Raw genomic sequence first — 20,646 nt, 5'->3', positions numbered from 1 at the left:
GGTCTGAATTCGCCCAGGGCAAAACGGCCGGCCTGCGCGCTGCCAACGGCGACGGCAAGGATATAGGCGACGGGAGGTCGGGCCGGGCTGGCCCGTTAGCCGTCCGTCCGGTCCTGCTGCTTCACCCGCGGGTATTTCCACAGCCAGCGTCCGCTGACCATGCGCCAGTAGAAAAACGCGCCGCGCACCGCCCAGTCGAGGAACATGCCGAGCCAGACGCCCACCACCCCCATGCCCAGCACGATCCCCAGCGTATAGCCGGCCACCACCCGGCAGCCCCACATGCCCAGCATAGAAACCCACATGGCGAAGCGCGCATCGCGGGCGCCTTTCAAGCCGGCGGGCAGCACCCAGGACACCGCCCAGATCGGCATAAACAGCGCATTCAGCCAGATAAGGATCATCACCACGTCTTTAACGTCCGGCTCCTGGGTATAGAACGATGCGAACAGCCCGGCAAACGGCGCCGTACACCAGGCGATCAGCGACAGGCCAAGGGTCGACAACCAGAAAATATGACGCAGCTGGCGTTCGGCCTGGCCGATTTGCCCTTTGCCGAGCCGCCGGCCGACAATAATGGTGGCGGTGGAACCCAGAGCGTTGCCCGGCAGGTTAATCAACGAACAGACGGAGAAAGCGATAAAGTTACCGGCGATAACGTTGGTGCCCATGCCGGCGACGAACATTTGCGTCAGCAACTTGCCGCCGTTGAACAGTACGGATTCGATGCTGGCCGGAATGCCGATGCCCAGCACCTCCGCCAGAATATTGAACTTCAGCGGGGTTAAATAGCTTTTCAGCGTGATGTGCAGCGCCGGATTGAAGCCGATCATCAGGACATAAATAATACCCAGCGCGCCGATATAACGTGAAATGGTCAGCCCGAGGCCGGCGCCGATAAAACCCAGACCGTCCCAGGGGCCGAGACCGTAAATCAACAGGCTGCTAATCAGGATATTGAGGATATTCATGCCGCCATTGATCAACAGCGGAATTTTGGTATTGCCGGCGCCGCGCAGCGCGCCGCTGCCGATCAGCGCGATGGCCGCCGCCGGATAGCTCCATACCGTGGTCTGCAGGTAAGAGAGCGCCAGCGCCTTGACCTCCGCCTCCGCCTCGCCGGCGATAAGATTGATGATCTGCTCGCCCGTCAGATGAATGGTCAGCGCCAGCGCCAGCGCCACGATCGTCATCAGCACCAGCGACTGACGCGTCGCGTCGCGCGCCCGCCGTCGGTCCCGTTTGCCGAGGCTGAACGCCACCACCACCGTCGTGCCAAGATCGACGGCGGCGAAGAAAGCCATGATCACCATGTTGAAACTATCGGCCAGCCCTACGCCCGCCATTGCGGCTTTGCCCAGCCAGCTGACCAGAAAGGTGCTCAGCACCCCCATCAGCAATACGCAGGCATTTTCCAGCATGATCGGCACGGCCAGCGGCGTAATTTCGCGCCAGAACAGTACCCGATAGCTTTTTCTATTGGTGTACCAGTGCGTCCGAACCACGCGCTGGCGTAACGCAGCATATAAGTCCAATAAAGACCCGCAGAAGGAAAGTAAACCACAGCTTAAATCATGGGTTATCGACGGTTATCCTGCAAAGGATTTTTGCCCCGACCAGCATTAAAAAGACAACAATCTGTTACCGACGGCAGGCAGGAAAGGAGAAGCCTTGCGCACCGGGTAGTTAACGAGGGCGCGATAGCGCCGCGACGCCCCGATGACGGCGGACAACACGGTTTGCCGTAGCGGCGACGGCGGGAAATCATATTGAAAAAAAAGCTCCCCGCTGACGCGGGGAGTACGGATACGGCGAAACCGCCGGCAGGCCCGAAACGCGCCGCGCCTAAACGTAGACGTTAATCTGGTTGCTGGCCGTCGGGCGATTGATGCCGTCGGCCGGCGGCGTTTCGCTCTCTGCCTGCCCTTCACTGCCGGCGCTATAGGCCGACTGCGCGCGTTTGCCCTGCAGCCCGCTCAGCTGTTGCTGCAGCGCCTCAATTTGCGCTTCCAGCATTTTAGCCTGCAGCTGCGTGGCTTCATCATCCCCGGCGCTACCGGAAGAAGAATCCTGACTGGACTCTCTGGCTAACGACGGTAAGCGGGCAATCCGTTGTACGTTATCCTGACTGCTGAACGTATCGCTGTATGAAACTGAAGAGATTGCGCTAAAACCAATCATGTTCCTTCCTCCATTCATCCGCCCTGTTAAGGCGCTGGAATAAGTATAGAACAGTCAGCGGCCGCAAATATTTAGCACTTTGTCTGAAAAAACGCAGTGAAACGATACCGGAAGGTAAGGAATTCGTCATCAGCCCCAAACGCCCGGGTCAGCGCGCGGCCCTGCCGCTTCCGCAGGCGCTGCGCGCCGATGCGCTCTGACTCAGCCCGCCTGTTCAGCGTAGTAATCCCAGCAGGCCTGCAGCGCCTGGCCCTGTACGGTGCGGAAACCAAGATGGTTGAGCACCGCTTCCAGCGCGCTGAGCGTCTGCAATACGCAATCTTTGCGCGCATTGTAACCCATGGTGCCGATACGCCAGATTTTGCCCTGCAGCGGGCCGAACGAGGTGCCGATCTCAATGGCGAAATCTTCCAGCAGCAGACGCCGAACCTGTTCGCCGTCGATGTGCGGCGGGATCACCACGCCCATGACGTTATTCATCCGGTGCCGCGCGTCGCCGAAGAGCGTCAGCCCCATATTGCTGATGCCGGCCGCCATCGCCCCGCCGTGCAGACGGTGACGTTCGACGGTCTGGTCGACGCCCTCCTCCAGGATCAGGCGGGCGCACTCCCGGGCGGCAAACAGCATACTGGTCGCTTCGGTGTGGTGATTCAGCCGCTCCGGCCCCCAGTAGTCCATGATCATGCCGAGATCGAAATAATTGGAATAGATCATTTCGTCATCGCCGTCCTGATGACTGGCGGTGCGAATCCCCTGCTCCACGCAATTGCGCCGCCGGATAACCGCTTCCATCCGCGGGCTCAGCGTGACGGGAGACGAGCCGGACGGCCCGCCAAGACACTTCTGCAGACCGGCCGATACCGCATCCAGCCCCCAGGCGTCGGTTTCCAGCGGATTACCGCCAAAAGACGCGGTGGCGTCGGTATAGAACAGCACGTCGTGACGCCGGCAGATCTCGCCCAGCGGCTGCAGCGGCTGCAGCATCGTCGTCGATGTATCGCCCTGCACCGTCAACAGCATGCGCGGCCGCACGCGGATAATCGCGTCTTCGATCCGCTCCGGGCTAAACACCTCGCCCCACGGCGCTTCGATGATGTGCACTTCCGCCCGACAGCGGCGGGCGATTTCACACAGCAGATGACCAAAACGCCCGAATACCGGCACCAGCACTTTATCGCCGGGGCGCAGAGCCGACAACAGGATAGCTTCGATGCCGGCGCGCGATGTTCCGTCCACCAGCATGGTCCAGCGATTATCCGTGCGAAACAGCTGGCGGTAGAGCGCCATCACTTCATTCATATAGCCGGTCATGATCGGATCGTACTGCCCGATCAGCTGGCTCGACATAGCGCGCAGCACGCGCGGATCGGCGTTAATCGGGCCTGGCCCCATCAGCAGACGGTGCGGTGGATTGACGGGTGAATAGTGCATAAAGTATTGCCTCTCCCGGGCCGGCGGCCCTCGTCAGAAAGCGTAAAATAAACGCGATCGCCGGCGGTAAAATACGCTGAATAATTCGGGCGGCAGGAAGGCGGAATATTCCGCCGGCCGGGCAGACGCGCCAGCCGCCTGAAATATAACGAGCATATCAACCGATACCGGTCTCGCTCCGTGTATGACATTATTATCAGCCGGCATGAATTGCGTCCGACAGTATTATCCGTCCCGCATCCCCGGCGCAATAAACCGCGTTCGCTCTTCACAGGGAGAGCGAATATTCAGGCTGTATCCCGCAATTATCTGACCGATGTAAAACCGCACGAACCTGACAGGGGTCAGCAGTCAAAACGCACAAAAACAAATCACAACACAAACAAAATTAATGCATTTTTCTCATCGCCAGTCAGCGCAAATGAATGGCGGGACACAGCCGGGTTAAGCGTTATATAAATGATACCCTGCATACCGCAAGCTGCGGTGCGTTGGTTTTATTCCTCGCCCCGCATGGGGTTTACCCCTTACAGAGCCGCCGCCAGCGGCGCTCAAATCCACTGCCGGCGGATTTGTCGCTCACGCCGGTCGCTTACAGCGGTAAGTTGCCGGGGGTTAATGAGAGACATACCGCCACTCAGCGAAGGTCAGCCGCTGGCTGGACACATTCGTTGCCGCCGAATTTACCGCGGCGTCACCGCCTTCCTGCAACAAAAATTATATTGACTATACACTCGTCGTATTTCAGGCGGCGGATGCATCGGCTGAATTTAATTATCCGGCCCACGGCGAAATCTCAGCCGACGGCCGGATTAAAATCCACGTACGGCAAAATTTTCTGCCGTCCGAAGTATTGAGAGCATATATTTTTACTGCCGGAAAAATCAGCCGGATAAAGAACTAATTACGTCGTTGCGTAATTTACTAATATGCAATCGCATCGCCTCGACGCTTTTTAACGTATCGCGCTGAGTCAGGTAATTAATAATATCCTGGTGCTCAACATGATTTTCATTCTGGCGATGCAGCGGACTGTGCAGGCGAAACAGGCGCACATTAATACGCAGCTTTTCCAGCATCTGCACCAACACCTTATTGCCGGAGGATTCGGCGATAAAATTGTGCAGCCGGTCATCGAAGCGCCAGTAAATATGTTCTTCATGCTCGCCAGACATCAACGCCTGCAGTTCGCTGGCGTACTGGCCGAGTTCGCCCAGGTCGATACGCTCTACCGCGCGGTTTACCGCCTCGCACTCCAGCAGTTCGCGCAGCGCCATGGTGTCCAGATATTCTTTAATATCGACGGAACGCACCGCGTAAGAGCGGGCGCCGCGCCTCACCAGCAGATTTTCGCCCGCCAGTCGGACCAACGCTTCACGCATCGGCGTGCGCGATACCTGCAATTCGTCAGCCAGCCGCGATTCAGACATCTCGCTGCTGCCCGGAATTTTCCTTTCCAGAATCAGCTCCCGCAGCAGCAGGTAAATCTGCTCGGAGAGACTGGCTGATTTCAGATAAAGCGGCTTGGCCGCCATAATCGCGGCAAGCGCGTGATCCTGATAGTCTGGCATGGAGCGTGTTTACCTGTTGTCCATAAAGTAAGGGGCTAATTGTAACGAATTATATGGCCGGAGGAAAAGGTGCCGCGCAGGGCAAAAAGCGCCCGTCGCCCGCCTGGCCATAAAAAGTACCGTCGGCCCAGACCACTTTGCCGCGCGCCAGCGTGATCGACGGCCAGGCGCGCAGCGCCTTACCCTCATACGGCGTATAATCGGCGGCCGAATGCAGATCCGCATGGCGAATCGTTTTATCGCTCTGCGTATCCCAAATAACGATGTCCGCATCGGCGCCGATCGACAGCGTGCCCTTTTGCGGATACAGCCCGTACAGCTTCGCGGGCGCCGTCGCGGTCAGCTCGACAAAGCGCTGCGGCGTCAGCCTGCCGCTCAGCACCCCTTCGCTCATCAGCAGCGGCAGGCGCGTTTCCAGCCCGGGAATACCGTTGGGCACCCGGTCGAACGAGGCGTTATCGCCATGCAGCTTTTTGCCGTGCGGATCGTCATAGTTATAGGGCGAATGGTCGGACGAAAAGATGCTAAAGGTACCGTTGGCCAGCCCGGTCCAGATGGCGTTTTGGCTGTCGGTATCGCGGGGCGGCGGGCTGCAGATACATTTCGCGCCGTGGAAATGATCGTCGATGCCCAGATCCTCCGCGGTCAGGAACAGATACTGCGGGCAGGTTTCAGAGAAAATATTCAGCCCCTTGCCGCGCGCCCAATAGATCTGCTCCAGCGCGGAGCGGCTGGAGACGTGCACCAATAAAATCGGCACATCGACCAGTTCGGCCAGAGAAATCGCCCGGTGCGTCGCCTCCCGTTCGCCGGTCGCGCTGTGCGCGACGGCATGGAAACGCGGCGCGCTCTTGCCCTGCTTTAACAGACGTTCGGTCAGCCAGCTGATGCAGTCGTCGTTCTCCGCGTGGATCATGCTGAGCGCCCCCAGCCGGCGCGACGCATCCAGCACGTCGAGAATGTCGCGATCCCTGAGCTTCAGCGCGTCATAGGTCATGTAAATTTTAAATGAGCTATAGCCGGACGCCACCATGCGCGGCAGTTGTTCATTCACCACCTCGGGCGCGGCGTCGCTGATGATCAGGTGGAAGGCATAGTCGATACAGGCTTTGCCGTCGGCGCGCCGATGGTAATCGGCCACCGCGTCATCCAGACTTTGCCCCTTAAACTGCATGGCGAACGGGATCACGGTGGTGGTGCCGCCGCAGGCGGCCGAGCGGGTTCCGGTGAGAAAGTCATCGGAACCGACGGAGCCGTCGGCCGAGGGCTGATCGAGATGACAATGGGCGTCTACCCCGCCCGGCGTCACCATCCGCCCCGCCGCATCAATGGTCTTTTCCGCCAGCGCCGGATCAAGCCGTTCGGCAATGGCGGCGATCCGCCCCTGATGAATACCGATATCGCCGGTAAAGCGATCCGCCGCGGTGACGATGTCGGCCCGGCGGATGATCAGATCATACGTTTTCATTAGCGCGTCTCGTTATTGAGTTCGTTGCCGGCGCCGATCGCCGCCTCGGCTTTGTCGTCTTTCGGCGTATGGTCGCTGCGGTAAGCATTGGCGTAGTGTCGCTCAATGCGGCGCTGTATCAGATCCCACAGCGTGGTCAGAATCAGGTAATAGGTAGCGGCCACCATAAATAGCTCCAGCACCATAAACTTTTCCTGAATCAGCATTTGCGTACGGCGCAGCAGCTCTTCCATCGAGATCACCGAAGCAATCGAGGTGGTTTTCAGCAGACCGTTGAAGCTGTTGCCGAGCGACGGCAGGATCAGGCGCATCGTCTGGGGAAAGATGACGTAGCGCAGTACGCCCGCGCCGCCGAATCCCAGCGCTTTAGCCGCGTTGATCTGGCCGCGCGGGATCGCCTGCACGCCGCCGCGGATAATCTCGGCCAGATAAGCGGCCTCGTTCAGAATCAGGCCGATCAGCACCGCCTCCACGACGGTGAAGCGAATACCTATCTGCGGCAGGCCGGTATAGATGATGATTAACTGTACCAGCAGCGGCGTGCCGCGGAATATCCATGTATAAAATCTGGCCACCTGGTTCAGCCAGACTATCGGGGAGAGGCGGGAGAAAGCGAGTAACGCGCCCAGCAGCAAGCCTCCGGCCATCCCCACCAGGGTAAGACAGATGGTATAAACAACGCCCATCATTAAAAAATGATTGAACAGGTACTCGAAGTAGCCTGCCCAGCTCCAGCCGTGATTCATTGCTCATCTCTCCCGTAAGGCAGTTACAAGGACGGGCCGTGAACGGTAAAAGTTCCGGACGTCGTTTGCGCATTAAAGCGTTTAAACAGGGCTTCCAGGCTGCCGTCGGCACGCATCTCGTTTAGTACTTTCGCCGTGGCCTCCGCCAGGGCGCGATCGCGGAACGCAAGAGAAACCGGCGTAGGCTCCAGGCCGGAAATCACCTGGCGGAACTGTCCCTGGCGCTGGTATTCATTAGCCACGGCGTCCAGGCTGATTACCGCATCCACCTGGCCGGCGCGCAGCGCCTGAAAAGCGATGGCGAAGTTATCGAAGGTGAGGATTTCGATCGGCTTGAGCTTTTTAGCCTGCAGCTCGGCGCTGACCCGGCGAATCGCTTTTTCTTCGAAACCGCCGATCTCCACGCCCACGCGCTTACCGGCCAGATCCTCCGCCTTGCCGATGCCGGCGGGGTTATCCGGCATCGTCGACAGACCCACCGACTGATTTTCATACGGAATCATCCACATGATTTTGGCGCGTTCCGGCGTAAAGAAAATGCCGGTATTGATCATGTCCCAGCGGCCGCCCTGCAGTCCCGGCACCATGGCGGAAAACTCGATACGAATATAGTTCGGCTCAAGACATAACCTCTTCGCGATCTCGCTGCCCAGTTCGATACGCATCCCCTTCAGCTGGCCGGTGTTATCAACAAACTGCAAGGGCGGCAGCGTCGGGTTGGTGGACATATTTAACTGACCGGGAACGATCAGCTGCGCGCCGGCCGGCGCGCTACAGGCGGCGGCGAAAGAACCCGCGCTGGCCAACAGCCCGGACAGCGCAACCGCGTGAAGCAAAGCAGACAATTTTTTCATATCGTTTTCCCCAGTAATGAGCAAAGAGAGAAGAGAATCGGTTACTGCATATTGATGCTATTAAGCACGCCGAGCTTATCCAGCGCCTGGCGCAACGCCTGTTGGGCGGACGCCTCCAGCGGCAGACGCGGCGCGCGCGGATCGCCGACCGGCAGACCGAGCATATCGAGCCCGGCTTTGCTGGCCGAAACGTAGAACGGCCCGCCCACGGCACGCACGACAGGCACGATCTGTTTATAGATCGCCAGCGCTTCGTCGCGATTTTGCCGATCCACCGCGGCCTCGAACATCCGCGCGCACAGCTGCGGCAGCAGATTGGAGGCGACGGCGATCCAACCGCAGGCGCCCAGCCAGAAGGATTCATAGCCGAGAATGCCGGCGAATACGTTCATTTTGTCGCCGCACAGTTCGATGATGTCGCGCACCCGGGTAACTTCCAGCGTCGATTCCTTGATGTAATTCACCGTATCGATCTGCGCCAGCCGCGCGACCGTTTTTGGTTGCAGATCAACATTCGCCGTAGCCGGGTTGTTGTAAATCATGATCGGGATGCTAATCGCCTCGCCGACCTTGCGGTAATGGGTGAAGAGCTCATCTTCATTCGGGCAGCTATAGAACGGCGGAATGATCATCACGCCATCCGCGCCCATCGACTCCGCTTCGCGGCTGAGTTCGATACAGTCGCGGGTCCATTCGGCCCCGGTGCCCATCAGCACGGGCACACGCCCTCTGCTGGTGCGAATCACCGTTTCGGTGACCAATTGTCGCTCTTCCCGGGTCATCGACAAAAACTCGCCGGTGCTGCCAAGCGGAATAAGCCCATGAATTCCCTGATCTATTTGCCATTCCACCAGCCGCTCCAATGCTGGCACGTCAATTGCTGCTCCATCCGGAGTAAATGGAGTGACTAAAACCGTATAGGTACCGCGAAAAGTTTCCATAGTGCTGTCCAAATGTAAATGAGGTTATTGCATACGCAGTGTATACGTATACAATGTGTATGCAAATCTTTTTTTGGACAGGATCAAATGCGCCTTACTCATCCCTCAATTGAATGTGATTCCCCGACGATCCAAATCTGGTTCAACGGCACCCCGCTTCCCGCCCAGCAGGGGGAAACCATCGCCGCGGCTCTGGCCAGAGCCGATCTGGTTAGCATTCGCCAGACTCAGAACGGCGATCGACGGGGGCTGTACTGCGGCATGGGCGCCTGTTTCGAGTGCGTGGTGGAAGTCGACGGCCGCCCGGGGCAACGCAGCTGCATGACCAAAGTAGCAGACGGCATGCGGATCAGCAGCGCGCCGTCCGCCATTGACCAGCGCCAGGCGCTGAGCGACGCGCCGCGCGAAAATGACCCGCCGCTGGAAACCTGTGACGTGCTGGTGGCGGGCGCCGGGCCGGCGGGACTCTCCGCCGCGCTGGCCGCCGCGCGTCAGGGGGCGAAAGTCTGCGTCCTCGACGAACGGGCGCAAAGCGGCGGGCAGTTCTATAAACCGCTGGCGCCGTCGCACCGCTTTGTCCGCCGGGCGCCGGCGCAGTTCGCCAATGGCCTCGCCCTCCTTACCCAGCTGAAGGATGCGGGCGTCACCCTGTATCAAAACGCCACCGTCTGGGGCGCCTTTGCGGCCGATGAAGTGGCGGTACTGATCGACGGCAAGGCGAGACTGTTCCGTCCCCGCAAACTGATCATCGCCGCCGGCGCCTATGAACGGCCGGTGCCCTTTCCCGGCTGGACTCTGCCGGGCGTCATGACTACCGGCGCGGCGCAAACTTTATCGCGGGCTTACCAGGTGATGCCCGGCCGGCGCATCGCGATCAGCGGCAACGGCCCGCTGAATCTACAGCTGGCGGCCGATCTGACCGCCGGCGGCGCCAGCGTGTGCGCGCTGCTGGAAACCGCGCCCCGGCCCGGCCTGAAAGACAGCGTCCAGGCATTGCGGCTACTGAAAAATGCGCCTGACCTGATCGCCGAAGGGCAGAAATATATCGCGCGGCTGAAACTGGCCCGCGTGCCGATGTACTGGGGGCAGACGGTGATTGCCGCGCACGGCGCCGAACGGCTTGAAGCGATTACCGTCGCCCGGCTTGATCCGGCGGGTCAGGTGGTGCCCGGCAGCGAGCGGCGTATCGAATGCGACGTGTTGTGCCTCGGCCACGGTTTTATTCCCTCCACCGAGCTGGCGCGCATGCTGGGCTGCGAGCAATATCTGCGCGACACCCCGTTCAGTACCCCGGCCATTAAAACCGATCCCGCCGGCGCCAGCAGCGTCGACGGGGTATTCGTGGTGGGCGACGGCGCAGATCTGGGCGGCTCCCGCGTAGCGTTAGCCCGCGGTACGCTGGCCGGACTGACCGCCGCCGCCGCGCTCGGGCTTGGCGACAATCAGCCGGCGCGCCGCCAGGCGGAGGCGAAGCTGCGGCGGGCGGAAGATTTTCAGCGCGCGCTGTGGCGTATTTACCAGGCGCCGCCCGTCAGCCTGTCCCACCTGCCCGACGACACGCTGATCTGCCGCTGCGAAAATATCACCCTCGGCCAGCTGCGCAGCCAGATCAAACAGGGCTATGACACGCCGGGTATGCTAAAACGCAATACCCGGCTCGGCATGGGCCCCTGCCAGGGACGCTACTGTTCCGGCGTCGCCGCTCGCTTAATCAGCGAAATGACCGGACGCCAGCCCGACGTCGAGGGTTTCTTCGCCCCCAGAGTGCCGGCCAAACCCGTGCCGATCGCCGCCCTGACGTTCGAAAAACCGGAATGGGGCGGCCACTTCCCGGCCATCACCCCCAACCTCGCCCGGCCGGTGGTCAGCGACACATTGCCGGAACAATCCGTCGACATCCTGACCATCGGCGCCGGCGTACTGGGCAATTGTCTGGGCTATTATCTGGCCAGTCAGGGCGCCGACGTCCTGGTGATCGACCGCGATGAGGCCAATATGCAGGCCTCGGGCGCCAATGCCGGCAGCCTGCACGTCCAATTATTGTCGTTTGATTTCGGCCAGAAAGCGCAGGCCGGCGGCGGCCCCGCAGCCCAGACGCTGCCGCTCGGTCCGCACGCCATCCGTCAATGGCAGGCGCTGGAGGCGCTGAGCGGCGAGTCGCTGGAGATCAAAATCACCGGCGGTCTGATGGTGGCGGACAGCGATCAGGGGCTGCGTTTCCTCGAACAAAAAATCCGCATGGAGCGCAGCTACGGCATTGAGGCGGAACTGTTGGACCAGGCAGCACTGCTGCGTCTGTCGCCGCACCTCTCGCCAACGCTGAAGGGGGCGGAATTCTGCCCGCTGGAGGGAAAAATCAACCCGTTGCGCGCCACCTATGTCGTCGGCCGGCTGGCGCGGCAACAGGGAGCGCGCTTCCAGCGCGGCACCAACGTCCAGTCGATAGAAACGCTGCGCGAAGGCGGTTATCGCGTCACCACCAGCCGCGGCGTTATCCGCGCCCGGCGGCTGGTCAACGCCGCGGGCGCCTGGGCCGGCAGCGTCGGTCAGATGGCCGGCATTAACGTTCCGGTACGCGGCGCGCCGCTGCAGATGATCGTGACCGAGCGGGCGCCCAAAATGATCGACCACCTGATCGCCCATGCCGACCGTCATTTAAGTCTGAAACAGACCGTCAACGGCGGCCTGCTGATCGGCGGCGGCTGGAGCGCGGGCTTTTCCGCCGATATGCGCATGAATTACGCCCTGCGCCGCAGCATCGAAGGCAATTTATGGGTCGCCGCCAACGTGCTGCCGCCGTTGCGCGGGCTGCATATGCTGCGTAGCTGGGCCGGCATGAACGTCAACATCGACGGCGCGCCGATCATCGGCGAGGTGCCCGGCAAACCGGGCTTTTTCAACGCAGTGACCTCCAACGGCTACACGCTGGCGCCGATTGTCGCCCGCATTGTGGCCGATCTGATGACCCGCGGGCATACCGACATCGATATATCCCCCTACCTTATTGAGCGTTTCAACTAAAGAGGCCGTATTGAATGAATGTGGATAAACAACGACTGGCAACCCTGATTGACGACGACTTCGCCGCCCAGGTCGATATGCTGAAAGCCCTGGTACAGACGCCGTCGGATAATCCGCCGGGCGACTGCGCCCCGCATGCGGAACGTACGGCCCAGTTGCTGGAGGCGATGGGGTTCACGGTGGAGCGCCATCAGGTACCGGCGGACATTGTGCAGGACGCAGGCATGCGCAGCGCGACCAACCTGATTGTGCGCGAGCGTTTCGGCGCCGGCCCGACTATCGCGCTCAACGCGCACGGCGATGTGGTGCCGCCCGGACAGGGCTGGAGCGTGGATCCCTACGGCGCGGAGATCCACGACGGCTGGCTGTACGGCCGGGGCGCCGCGGTGTCCAAATCGGATATCACCACCTTCGCCTGCGCGCTGCGGGCGCTGAAACAGCTGGCGCCGCCCCTTGCCGGCTGCGTTGAGCTGCACGTGACCTATGATGAAGAGACCGGCGGCCAGACCGGCCCAGGCTGGATCCTCGATAACGGCAAAAGTAAGCCGGATTACGTGATCTGCGCGGCGCTGCCCTACCACGTGGTCACTGCGCACAACGGCTGCCTGCACCTGGAGATCACGGTGAAGGGCGTGTCGGCCCACGCGGCGATGCCGGACAGCGGCGTCGACGCCATCGAGGCCGGCGTACCGCTACTGCAGGCGCTGTACGCCTATCGCGATAGTCTGGCGCAGCGCCGCTCGGCCATTCCCGGCATCGGCCATCCGACCATGGTAGTCGGCTTAATCAACGGCGGCATCAATACCAATGTGGTGGCCGATACGCTGACTCTGCGGCTGGACCGACGCATTATCCCGGAAGAGTCGCCGGAAGAGGTTGAAGCCGAGATGCGCGCGCTGATCGCCCGCGTGGATGAGATGCTGCCGCAGGTGACGATTCAGGTGCGCCAAATCCTGCTGGCGCGCCCGTTTACCCCGGTGGCGGGCAGCGATCGGCTGGCGGCGCTGGTGTGCCGGGAAGCCGAAGCCGTGCTGGGCGAGCCGATTCCGGTGGTCGGCCTGCCGCTCTATACCGATGCCCGCCTCTACAGCAGCGCCGGTATTCCCACCATCATGTACGGCGCCGGTCCGCGCACGCTGCTCGAAGCGAATGCCCACCGCGCCGACGAACGCGTGCGGCTGGAAGATTTGCGCCTGGCCACGCATGTTGTGGCGAACAGCCTGTTCTCTCTGCTGTCCGAAGGAGTATGAAGTGATAAAAATCAACAATCTTTGCAAGTCTTACGGCAACTTTCAGGTGCTGAAGAACTGCTCCGTTCAGGTGAATACCGGCGAGGTCATTGTGGTTTGCGGCCCATCCGGCTCCGGCAAATCGACGCTGATTAAATGCATCAACGCGCTGGAAACTTTTGATCAGGGCGACATCCAGATCGATGAGATGCGGCTGGGCGATAAAAATACCCATCTGCCGGAGCTGCGCCGTCAGGTCGGCATGGTGTTTCAGTCATTCGAGCTGTTCCCGCATCTGACCGTGATGGATAATCTGGTAATTCCGCAGAGAAAGATCTTAAAGCGCGATAAAGCGGCCGCGATCAGCAAAGGCCAGGCGCTGCTCCGGCGCGTCGGTCTGCTGGAGCACGCCGATAAATACCCGGCGCAGCTGTCCGGCGGTCAGCAGCAGCGCGTCGCTATCGCCCGGGCGCTGGCGATGGAGCCGCGCGCGATGCTGTTTGACGAACCGACATCCGCGTTGGATCCGGAAATGGTGGCGGAGGTGCTGGCGGTGATGGCCGAGCTGGCGCGCGACGGCATGACCATGTTCTGCGTAACGCATGAGCTGGGCTTCGCGCGCAAAATTGCCGATCGGATACTGTTTATGGATGCGGGAGAGATTGTCGAAGATACCGACGCGGAGCAGTTCTTCCAGGCGCCGAAGTCGCAGCGCGCGCGGGAATTCCTGCAGCAGGTGCTGACGCATTGAGGGAAGGCCGTAAGCAAACCGCCAGCGGGTGACCAGACCGCTGGCGGGGGACTTCTGCCGCGCTTTTTATACCGCCGTCAGGTGCATAAAGGCGCCGCTGAATCGTCCGCTTTCAGGAATAAAACACAAAAGTTTTTGCCCCTGTTTCAGTTTACCGGAGTGCACCAGCTCATCCAGCATGATGTAAATTGATGCCGCGCCGGTGTTGCCATGGGTGGACAGATTGGTAAACCAGCGCTCCTGCGGAATAGCAAATCCGGCGCCTTCCAGACATGCGGAAATAGGCTGGCGGAAATATTCTGACGACATGTGCGGCAGGAACCAGTCGATCTTATCGGCGCTGATGCCGCGCTTAGCGATGGTGGTTCTCAGCGGTTTGCCCAGCGACAGCTCGACCACGTTCTCGTTGAGCAGGCGCACATCCTGCTTAATGGCGAAGATCGATTTTTCGCCCCACTCCTGCTGAGAAAAACGCGCCCAGCCGATCAGCTCGCCGTTCTCATCCTTTTCACCGCCGGCGTACATACAGGTTGGCAGTTCATTGGCGTGAGAGAAAATGTCGATCCAATCGATACGCAGCGACAGGCTCCCCTGGCGCGGTTTGTTTTCCAGCAGCATCGCCCCTGCCCCGTCGGACAGCATCCAGCGCAGGAAGTCTTTTTCAAACGCGATTTCCGGCCGTTTCGCCAGCGCCGTCACCAGCGCTTCGTTCTCGCTGCTGAAATTACGCGCGTGCAATACCAGCGAAGGCGTTTCCGACGCCGTCGCCACCGCGTTTTTGCTGGCGCCGGCCAGCACCGACAGCCATGCATATTTCAGCGCGGTGACCCCCGCCACACAGATACCGGCGGTGGAGATCACTTCACAGGGCGGGTTGCCCAGCTTGCCGTGCACCATGACGCCGTGATTAGGCAGCAGTTGATCCGGCAGGCTGGTACCGGTGACCAGACACTCGATGTCGTTCAGGGAGAATCCTTCGCCCGCCAGCCCTTTTACCGCTTCAGCCGTGAGTTCCGCATTGCTATATCGGGGCAGCCCGGTTTCGGGATCTAAAACATAATAACGCTGTTTAATACCGTTATGCCGCAGTACTACCGCCCTTGCCCGAGAAGGGTGTCCGCCCACATAACCCAGCACTTTCTCCATTGTGGCGTTATCAATAGGATCGCCCGGCATAAAGGCTGATATCTTGTTAATATAGACAAAATTATCACTCATTATCACTATCCTGCTTTATCCATAAATTCACCTGAATATTGAACGCGCAATCAATCAATTGATCGGCGAATGCCAATATCAGCACTGTACTATTGTCCATGAATGAAAAGGCTTTATATCCGTTATATTCCAGTCCGCGGGAGCGCAGGCCGTTCGCATTCGCCGCCCGCTGTACTTTAAAATATTCCGGCAAAGCCGAGACTAACGAGAAACCCACAGCTTCAAAGTAAAATCTGACATTTCAGATTCACCATGACAGCATAGAACAGTTAAACCGATTTGGCGCTGAATATGCGATATAAATTGATATTTATCAAAAAAATATCAGTACACAGATAATAAACGCCAAAAAACAAAAATGTTATTTGGCATCCATAACAAATATTTTTAGGTCAATTATTAATTAACAAAATATATTCTCAGTTAATTAATAAATGCATCTTTAATAATTCAATACTTCAAATAGTTCGGCTTACAGAACAAAAAATTCACCATTTTAAACAACGCAGCGCATTGGCCTTTTAGGGACGGGCAAACAAGAGAGTGACCATTCTGTTCGGCGGGAGCGGATTTGTTCGTCGCGGGGGCGAGCCCCCAGAGCGGACATCCAGAGACGGGTCGAATAATTGAGCGCGGCCGGCGCATCTGCAATTTGCACTATGCCGCGTATAATCGCCGGCGATAACGTTATTGCGTTAAGCAATGCACCGCATTGCTTAACTTGTTGATAAAAATCTAAACGGGGTGCATTCAGCCGGCATGGCGCGCCAGATTGCATAAGGTGCCGCTACAGGCCAGCAGCGCCGGCGCCAGCTTCGCCTGCGCCTCCTCAAGCGTCCAGCGGCTGGTCGGCGCCACAAGGTGTACCGCCGCCACCGGCCGGCCTTCCGCGTTGACGATCGGCGCGCCCAGCGTCATATCGCCGAGGAACAGCTCTTCCGCATTAATCGCATAGCCCCGCTGACGCACCAGAGACAGCTGCGCCACGATCGCCTCAACCCCGGTGCAGGTATGCACGGTATAGCCGACACGATCCATCTCCAGCAAACGGCTTCTGGCCTCGGATTGCGGCAGCGCGCTCAGCCAGGCGCGGCCGGCGGCGGTACAGTACATCGGCAGCCGGCTGCCGATCGGCATGTGCACCGGCACAAAACCGGCGCTGACAAAACGGGCGATATACACCATCTCATTACCCACCGCTTCGGTCAGGCAGCTGGTTTCGCCAGTAATCCGCGTCAGCTCGGCCAGAAACGGATTAGCCACCTCAATCAGCGGATGACCATCCAGGTAACTGAACCCCAGCTCCAGCGCGCGGGCGGTCAGTTGATAACGCCGGGTGCGCGACTGTTTGCCGACATAGCCAAGCTGCTCCAGGGTATAAACCATGCGCTGGGCGGAACTCTTGCTGATGCCGGACGCCGCGGCAATTTCCGCCAGCGTCATGCTGCGTCGCCGGGCGTTAAAACTGCGCAGCACTTCCAGTCCTTTAGCCAGAGATTGATTAAACAAGCTGCTGTGTTGGTCAGAATTATCCATTGCCGCCTCATGTTAGTTCCGGGACATTACCCGATTACAGCCCGACAAAATATCGCATATCGATACGATAAAACCATTATTAAATGTATATAAATTGAAATGCAATACAGAAATAGTTAAATGGCATGTTACTTGCTTGATACTTATCGTCACATTCCGTTAACCAACGAAGGAGTCAGTCGATGTTACAGTCCTTTAACCTGATATGCCGGGCCGCCGCGATTATTGCCGGGCTGCTGCTGTTAAATCCGGCGCACGCCGATATGGCACCCGTGCTTAAAGTTGGTGCAACCGCCTCCGGTATTCCGTTTACCTTCCTGGATATAAAAACCAACACCATTGAAGGCATGATGGTGGACGCCGCCAACCAGGCGGCTAAAGCGGGCCAGTTTCGGGTAGAGGTGGAGCAAACCAGCTTCGCTTCGCTCATCCCGGCGCTGACTTCCGGCAAAATCGACATGATCTCGGCCGGCATGCTGAAAACCGCCGAACGTGAAAAAGTGGTCGATTTCAGCGCGCCGCTCTATCGCTACGGCGAAGGCGTGCTGGTCAACGCCGACGACGCGGCGACCTATCCGAATCTGGATGCGCTGAAGGGCCAGATCGTCGGCACCCAGACCGGCACAGTATTTTATGACCTGCTGACCAAAATGGGCCACTTCAAAGAAGTACGCACTTACGACTCCATCGCCGATATGGCGCGCGACGTCGCGTTGGGTCGCATCAAAGCGGCGGTTGGAGATATGCCCATCATGGCTTACCAAATCAAGCACCGCGCCTTTCGCGGGGTAAAACTGGCGCAGGGCTACCAACCGACTCACCTGGGCGAGGTGTGTTTTGTGGTGCGCAAGGGCGACAGCGCCAACCTGCAGCGCCTTAACGACGCCATTGCCCGCATGAAAGCCGACGGCAGTCTGACCGCCATCATCAATAAATGGGGCGTATAGTCCATTAAGGAGTCGCTGTGGCGCTACATCAATTTTTGCTCGACGCCTGGGATTTCCTGCCGCTGTTGCTGCAGGGCGCGATCGTTACCATCGAGATAACCGTGTTGTCGTTCATGCTGAGCAGCCTGCTGGGGCTGGGGCTCGCCCTGCTGCGGCTGTCGCCAGTGCGGCCCTTATCCGCCGGCGCCACGACGCTGGTCAATATTATTCGCGGGCTGCCGATTATCGTGCAACTCTTCTATATCTACTTTGTGCTGCCGGATCTGGGCATCCACCTGACGGCGTTTCAGGCCGGCGTCATCGGTATGGCCATCGCTTACTCGCCCTACCAGGCCGAGAATTTCCGTTCCGGCATCGAGGCCGTGGAACGGGGGCAGCACGAGGCGGCCGAGGCGCTGGGCATGCGTTCGGCGCTGACGCTGCGCCGGGTCATTCTGCCGCAGGCATTTCGCATCGCGCTGCCGCCGTACGGCAATACGCTGGTGATGATGCTCAAAGACTCCTCGCTGGTCTCCACCATTTCGACTGCCGAAATGACCCGCCAGGGGCAGCTCATCGCCTCGTCCACCTTCCAGAACATGACCGTGTACACCCTGGTGGCGCTGTTATACCTGCTTATGAGCCTGCCGCTGATTTATATGCTGCGCCGGCTCGAACTCCGCTTTGACACGAGGAAACGCGCATGATTGAGATTAACGCTCTGCAAAAACGCTACGATAACGTCACGGTGCTGCATCACGTTGACCTCCAGGTCGCCGCCGGGGAAGTGGTCTGCCTGATCGGCCCGTCCGGTTCAGGCAAATCCACGCTGCTGCGCTGCATTAATGCGCTCGAATCCTACCAACAGGGCGAAATTCGCGTGTTCGGCCAGCGTATCGACCGCGGCAACAAGGGCGTGCACCAGCTGCGCGCCCGGCTCGGCATGGTGTTCCAGCGTTTTAACCTGTTTCCACACCGCACGGTGCTGCAAAACGTCATGGAGGCGCCGGTGTATGTGAAAGGCGAAGATCCGCGTCAGGTGAAAAAAGAGGCGCTGGCGCTGCTGGAAAAGGTGGGGCTGGCTAATCGCGCCGACGCCTACCCCGACGCGCTGTCCGGCGGCCAGCAGCAGCGGGTGGCCATTGCCCGCGCGCTGGCGATGAAACCGGAAGCCATGTTGTTCGACGAACCGACCTCCGCGCTGGATCCCGAACTGGTGGGCGACGTGCTGGCGGTGATGCGCACGCTGGCCGACGAAGGTATGACTATGGTAGTGGTGACGCATGAAATGGGATTCGCCCGCGAGGTGGCGGATCGGGTGTGTTTCCTGTACGGCGGGAAAATCGTCGAATCCGGATCGGCCAGCCAAATGCTGACGCACCCGAATCATCCCCGCACCCAGGATTTTCTCCGCCGGGTTCTGCCGGATCATGGCCTGGCCGCGCCGGACGCGCTGAGGAGCGCATCATGAGTGAAGCGCAACTGTCCGCCGCCAGCGCGCTGCCGCCTTCGCTCTGGGCGGCCACCGCGCCGCCGGCGCCCCCCACGCCGGCGTTGGCGGAATCGCTGACCACCGATGTGCTGGTGATCGGCGCCGGTTATACCGGTCTGTCCACCGCGCTGCATCTGGCCAGCAACGGCGTAAACGTCTGCGTGCTGGAAGCCAATGAGCCTGGCTGGGGCGCCTCCGGCCGCAACGGCGGCCAGGTCAACCCGACGCTGAAGCACGATCCGGATACGCTGGTGCGCCAGCTGGGCGCCGACCGCGCGGAGCCGCTGATCGACGCCATCTCCCGCTCCGCGGATCTGGTGTTTGGACTGATCGACCGCTATGACATTCGCTGTCAGCCGGTGCGCAGCGGCTGGCTGCAGGCCTCTTACTCCAGCCGCGGTCTGCCGGCGCTGGAGGCGCGGGCGCGCCAGTGGGAACGGCGCGGCGTACCGGTGGCGATGCTCGATGCCGGACAGCTGGCGGCGCGCATGGGCAGCACGGCGTTCGCCGGCGGCTGGCTGGACGGCCGCGCCGGCGGCATTCAGCCTCTGGCCTACGCGCGCGGACTGGTGCGCGCCGCGCAGTCGCACGGCGTACGGGTGTTCGGCGACAGCGCGGTGAAATCCATTACGCCGCAGCGCGGGCACTGGCTGGCGCAAACCACCGGCGGCCGACAGGTCGACGCCGAACGGGTCGTGATCGCCACCAACGGCTACTCCGGCCCGCTGTGGCCCGGCGTGGCGCGCACGGTGCTGGCGGCCAATAGCTTTATCGTCGCCACTCAGCCGCTGACCGGCGCGGCGGCGGCGACGATCCTGCCCGGCGGGGAAACCGTTTCCACCGCCCAGCGTCTGCTGCTCTATCTGCGTCGCGACGCCGAAGGTCGCCTGCTGATCGGCGGCCGCGGTCATTTCGCCGATCCGCGCGGCCCGCAGGACTTCGCTCACCTGGAGCGCTCGCTGGCGCTGCTGTTTCCGCAACTGGGCCCCATCGATTACCAATATCGCTGGGCCGGACGCATCGCCATCACCCGCGACTTTATGCCCCACGTGCACGAGCCGGCGCCGGGTGTAACGGTGGCTTTAGGCTGCAACGGCCGCGGCATCGCGCTATGCACCAGCCTGGGCGCCGCCATCGCACGACGCCTGCGCCGACCGGAGGCCGAATTTCCGTTTCCAATCTCGCCCATCCGGCCGATTCCGCTGCACCAGCTGCAGCATTTCTATATCGCCGCCGGCGTGACCTGGTATTCCCTGCTCGACCGGTTGCACCCGGCCTGAG

17 protein-coding genes are annotated in these 20,646 nt (G+C 60.2%); 7 read left to right on the top strand and 10 right to left on the bottom strand.

All coding sequences use genetic code 11. The annotated features are described in order from the left end of the window. Window positions 1-95: 95 nt before the first annotated feature. The 8 genes from FJU30_RS15005 to dapA all read right to left on the bottom strand — a co-directional run bounded on the left by FJU30_RS15005 (window position 96) and on the right by dapA (window position 9,192). Complete coding sequence (locus tag FJU30_RS15005; protein ID WP_150435782.1) at window positions 96-1,535, bottom strand: EmmdR/YeeO family multidrug/toxin efflux MATE transporter; 1,440 nt, start codon at window positions 1,533-1,535, stop codon at window positions 96-98. A 310-nt stretch (window positions 1,536-1,845) separates the two neighbouring features. Further along, the gene (locus FJU30_RS15000) at window positions 1,846-2,181 is read right to left on the bottom strand and encodes a FlxA-like family protein (RefSeq protein WP_191091616.1); all 336 of its coding nucleotides are present in this window, start codon (window positions 2,179-2,181) and stop codon (window positions 1,846-1,848) included. A gap of 201 nt (window positions 2,182-2,382) precedes the next feature. Then, window positions 2,383-3,612: a pyridoxal-phosphate-dependent aminotransferase family protein gene (locus tag FJU30_RS14995; protein ID WP_150435780.1), complete on the bottom strand. Its 1,230-nt coding sequence runs from the start codon at window positions 3,610-3,612 to the stop codon at window positions 2,383-2,385. An 884-nt stretch (window positions 3,613-4,496) separates the two neighbouring features. Continuing rightward, the gene (locus tag FJU30_RS14990; RefSeq protein ID WP_150435779.1) at window positions 4,497-5,183 is read right to left on the bottom strand and encodes a GntR family transcriptional regulator; all 687 of its coding nucleotides are present in this window, start codon (window positions 5,181-5,183) and stop codon (window positions 4,497-4,499) included. 49 nt (window positions 5,184-5,232) lie between these two features. Beyond that, window positions 5,233-6,651, bottom strand: a complete 1,419-nt coding sequence (gene hydA / locus FJU30_RS14985) for a dihydropyrimidinase (RefSeq protein ID WP_150435778.1) — start codon at window positions 6,649-6,651, stop codon at window positions 5,233-5,235. Beyond that, window positions 6,651-7,397, bottom strand: coding sequence for an amino acid ABC transporter permease (locus FJU30_RS14980; RefSeq protein WP_150435777.1), 747 nt, complete (start codon window positions 7,395-7,397; stop codon window positions 6,651-6,653). Before FJU30_RS14980 ends, hydA begins: the two co-directional genes overlap by 1 nt. 23 nt (window positions 7,398-7,420) lie before the next feature. Further along, complete coding sequence (locus FJU30_RS14975) at window positions 7,421-8,251, bottom strand: ABC transporter substrate-binding protein (RefSeq protein WP_150435776.1); 831 nt, start codon at window positions 8,249-8,251, stop codon at window positions 7,421-7,423. 41 nt (window positions 8,252-8,292) lie between these two features. Further along, window positions 8,293-9,192 carry a 4-hydroxy-tetrahydrodipicolinate synthase gene (gene dapA / locus FJU30_RS14970; RefSeq protein ID WP_150435775.1) on the bottom strand — a complete coding sequence of 300 codons (900 nt, stop codon included), beginning with the start codon at window positions 9,190-9,192 and terminating at the stop codon, window positions 8,293-8,295. Window positions 9,193-9,279: 87 nt separating this feature from the next. Here dapA and FJU30_RS14965 point away from each other — a divergent pair, with 87 nt between their 5' ends. The 3 genes from FJU30_RS14965 to FJU30_RS14955 are packed head-to-tail and all read left to right on the top strand — an operon-like array spanning window position 9,280 to window position 14,193. After that, entirely contained in the window at window positions 9,280-12,213 is a 2,934-nt protein-coding gene (locus FJU30_RS14965; protein ID WP_150435774.1) for an FAD-dependent oxidoreductase, read from the top strand. Window positions 12,214-12,227: 14 nt separating this feature from the next. Then, a complete protein-coding gene (locus FJU30_RS14960) occupies window positions 12,228-13,463 on the top strand; it encodes a M20/M25/M40 family metallo-hydrolase (protein WP_150435773.1) in 1,236 nt (411 codons plus the stop codon). Between the two features lies 1 nt (window position 13,464). Beyond that, the gene (locus tag FJU30_RS14955; protein WP_191091615.1) at window positions 13,465-14,193 is read left to right on the top strand and encodes an amino acid ABC transporter ATP-binding protein; all 729 of its coding nucleotides are present in this window, start codon (window positions 13,465-13,467) and stop codon (window positions 14,191-14,193) included. Between the two features lie 66 nt (window positions 14,194-14,259). On the opposite strand, the gene FJU30_RS14950 is transcribed toward FJU30_RS14955, so the two are convergent. After that, window positions 14,260-15,411, bottom strand: a complete 1,152-nt coding sequence (locus FJU30_RS14950; RefSeq protein ID WP_150435771.1) for a beta-ketoacyl-ACP synthase III — start codon at window positions 15,409-15,411, stop codon at window positions 14,260-14,262. A 750-nt stretch (window positions 15,412-16,161) separates the two neighbouring features. Further along, a complete protein-coding gene (locus FJU30_RS14945) occupies window positions 16,162-16,947 on the bottom strand; it encodes an IclR family transcriptional regulator (RefSeq protein WP_150435770.1) in 786 nt (261 codons plus the stop codon). A 182-nt stretch (window positions 16,948-17,129) separates the two neighbouring features. Between FJU30_RS14945 and FJU30_RS14940 the strand changes: the two genes are divergently transcribed. The 4 genes from FJU30_RS14940 to FJU30_RS14925 are packed head-to-tail and all read left to right on the top strand — an operon-like array spanning window position 17,130 to window position 20,645. Next, window positions 17,130-17,894 carry an ABC transporter substrate-binding protein gene (locus tag FJU30_RS14940; protein WP_150435769.1) on the top strand — a complete coding sequence of 255 codons (765 nt, stop codon included), beginning with the start codon at window positions 17,130-17,132 and terminating at the stop codon, window positions 17,892-17,894. A 17-nt stretch (window positions 17,895-17,911) separates the two neighbouring features. Further along, a complete protein-coding gene (locus FJU30_RS14935) occupies window positions 17,912-18,580 on the top strand; it encodes an amino acid ABC transporter permease (protein WP_150435768.1) in 669 nt (222 codons plus the stop codon). Further along, on the top strand, window positions 18,577-19,344 hold the full coding sequence (locus FJU30_RS14930) for an amino acid ABC transporter ATP-binding protein (RefSeq protein ID WP_150435767.1): 768 nt from the start codon (window positions 18,577-18,579) through the stop codon (window positions 19,342-19,344). The genes FJU30_RS14935 and FJU30_RS14930 overlap by 4 nt, the downstream gene beginning before the upstream one ends. After that, window positions 19,341-20,645, top strand: a complete 1,305-nt coding sequence (locus FJU30_RS14925) for an NAD(P)/FAD-dependent oxidoreductase (protein WP_150435766.1) — start codon at window positions 19,341-19,343, stop codon at window positions 20,643-20,645. Before FJU30_RS14930 ends, FJU30_RS14925 begins: the two co-directional genes overlap by 4 nt. The last annotated feature ends 1 nt before the right edge of the window (window position 20,646 follow it).

The organism is Affinibrenneria salicis (assembly GCF_008710095.1).
Note: the sequence above shows the minus strand (reverse complement) of the source record. Positions and strands in the feature narration are given on the sequence as shown.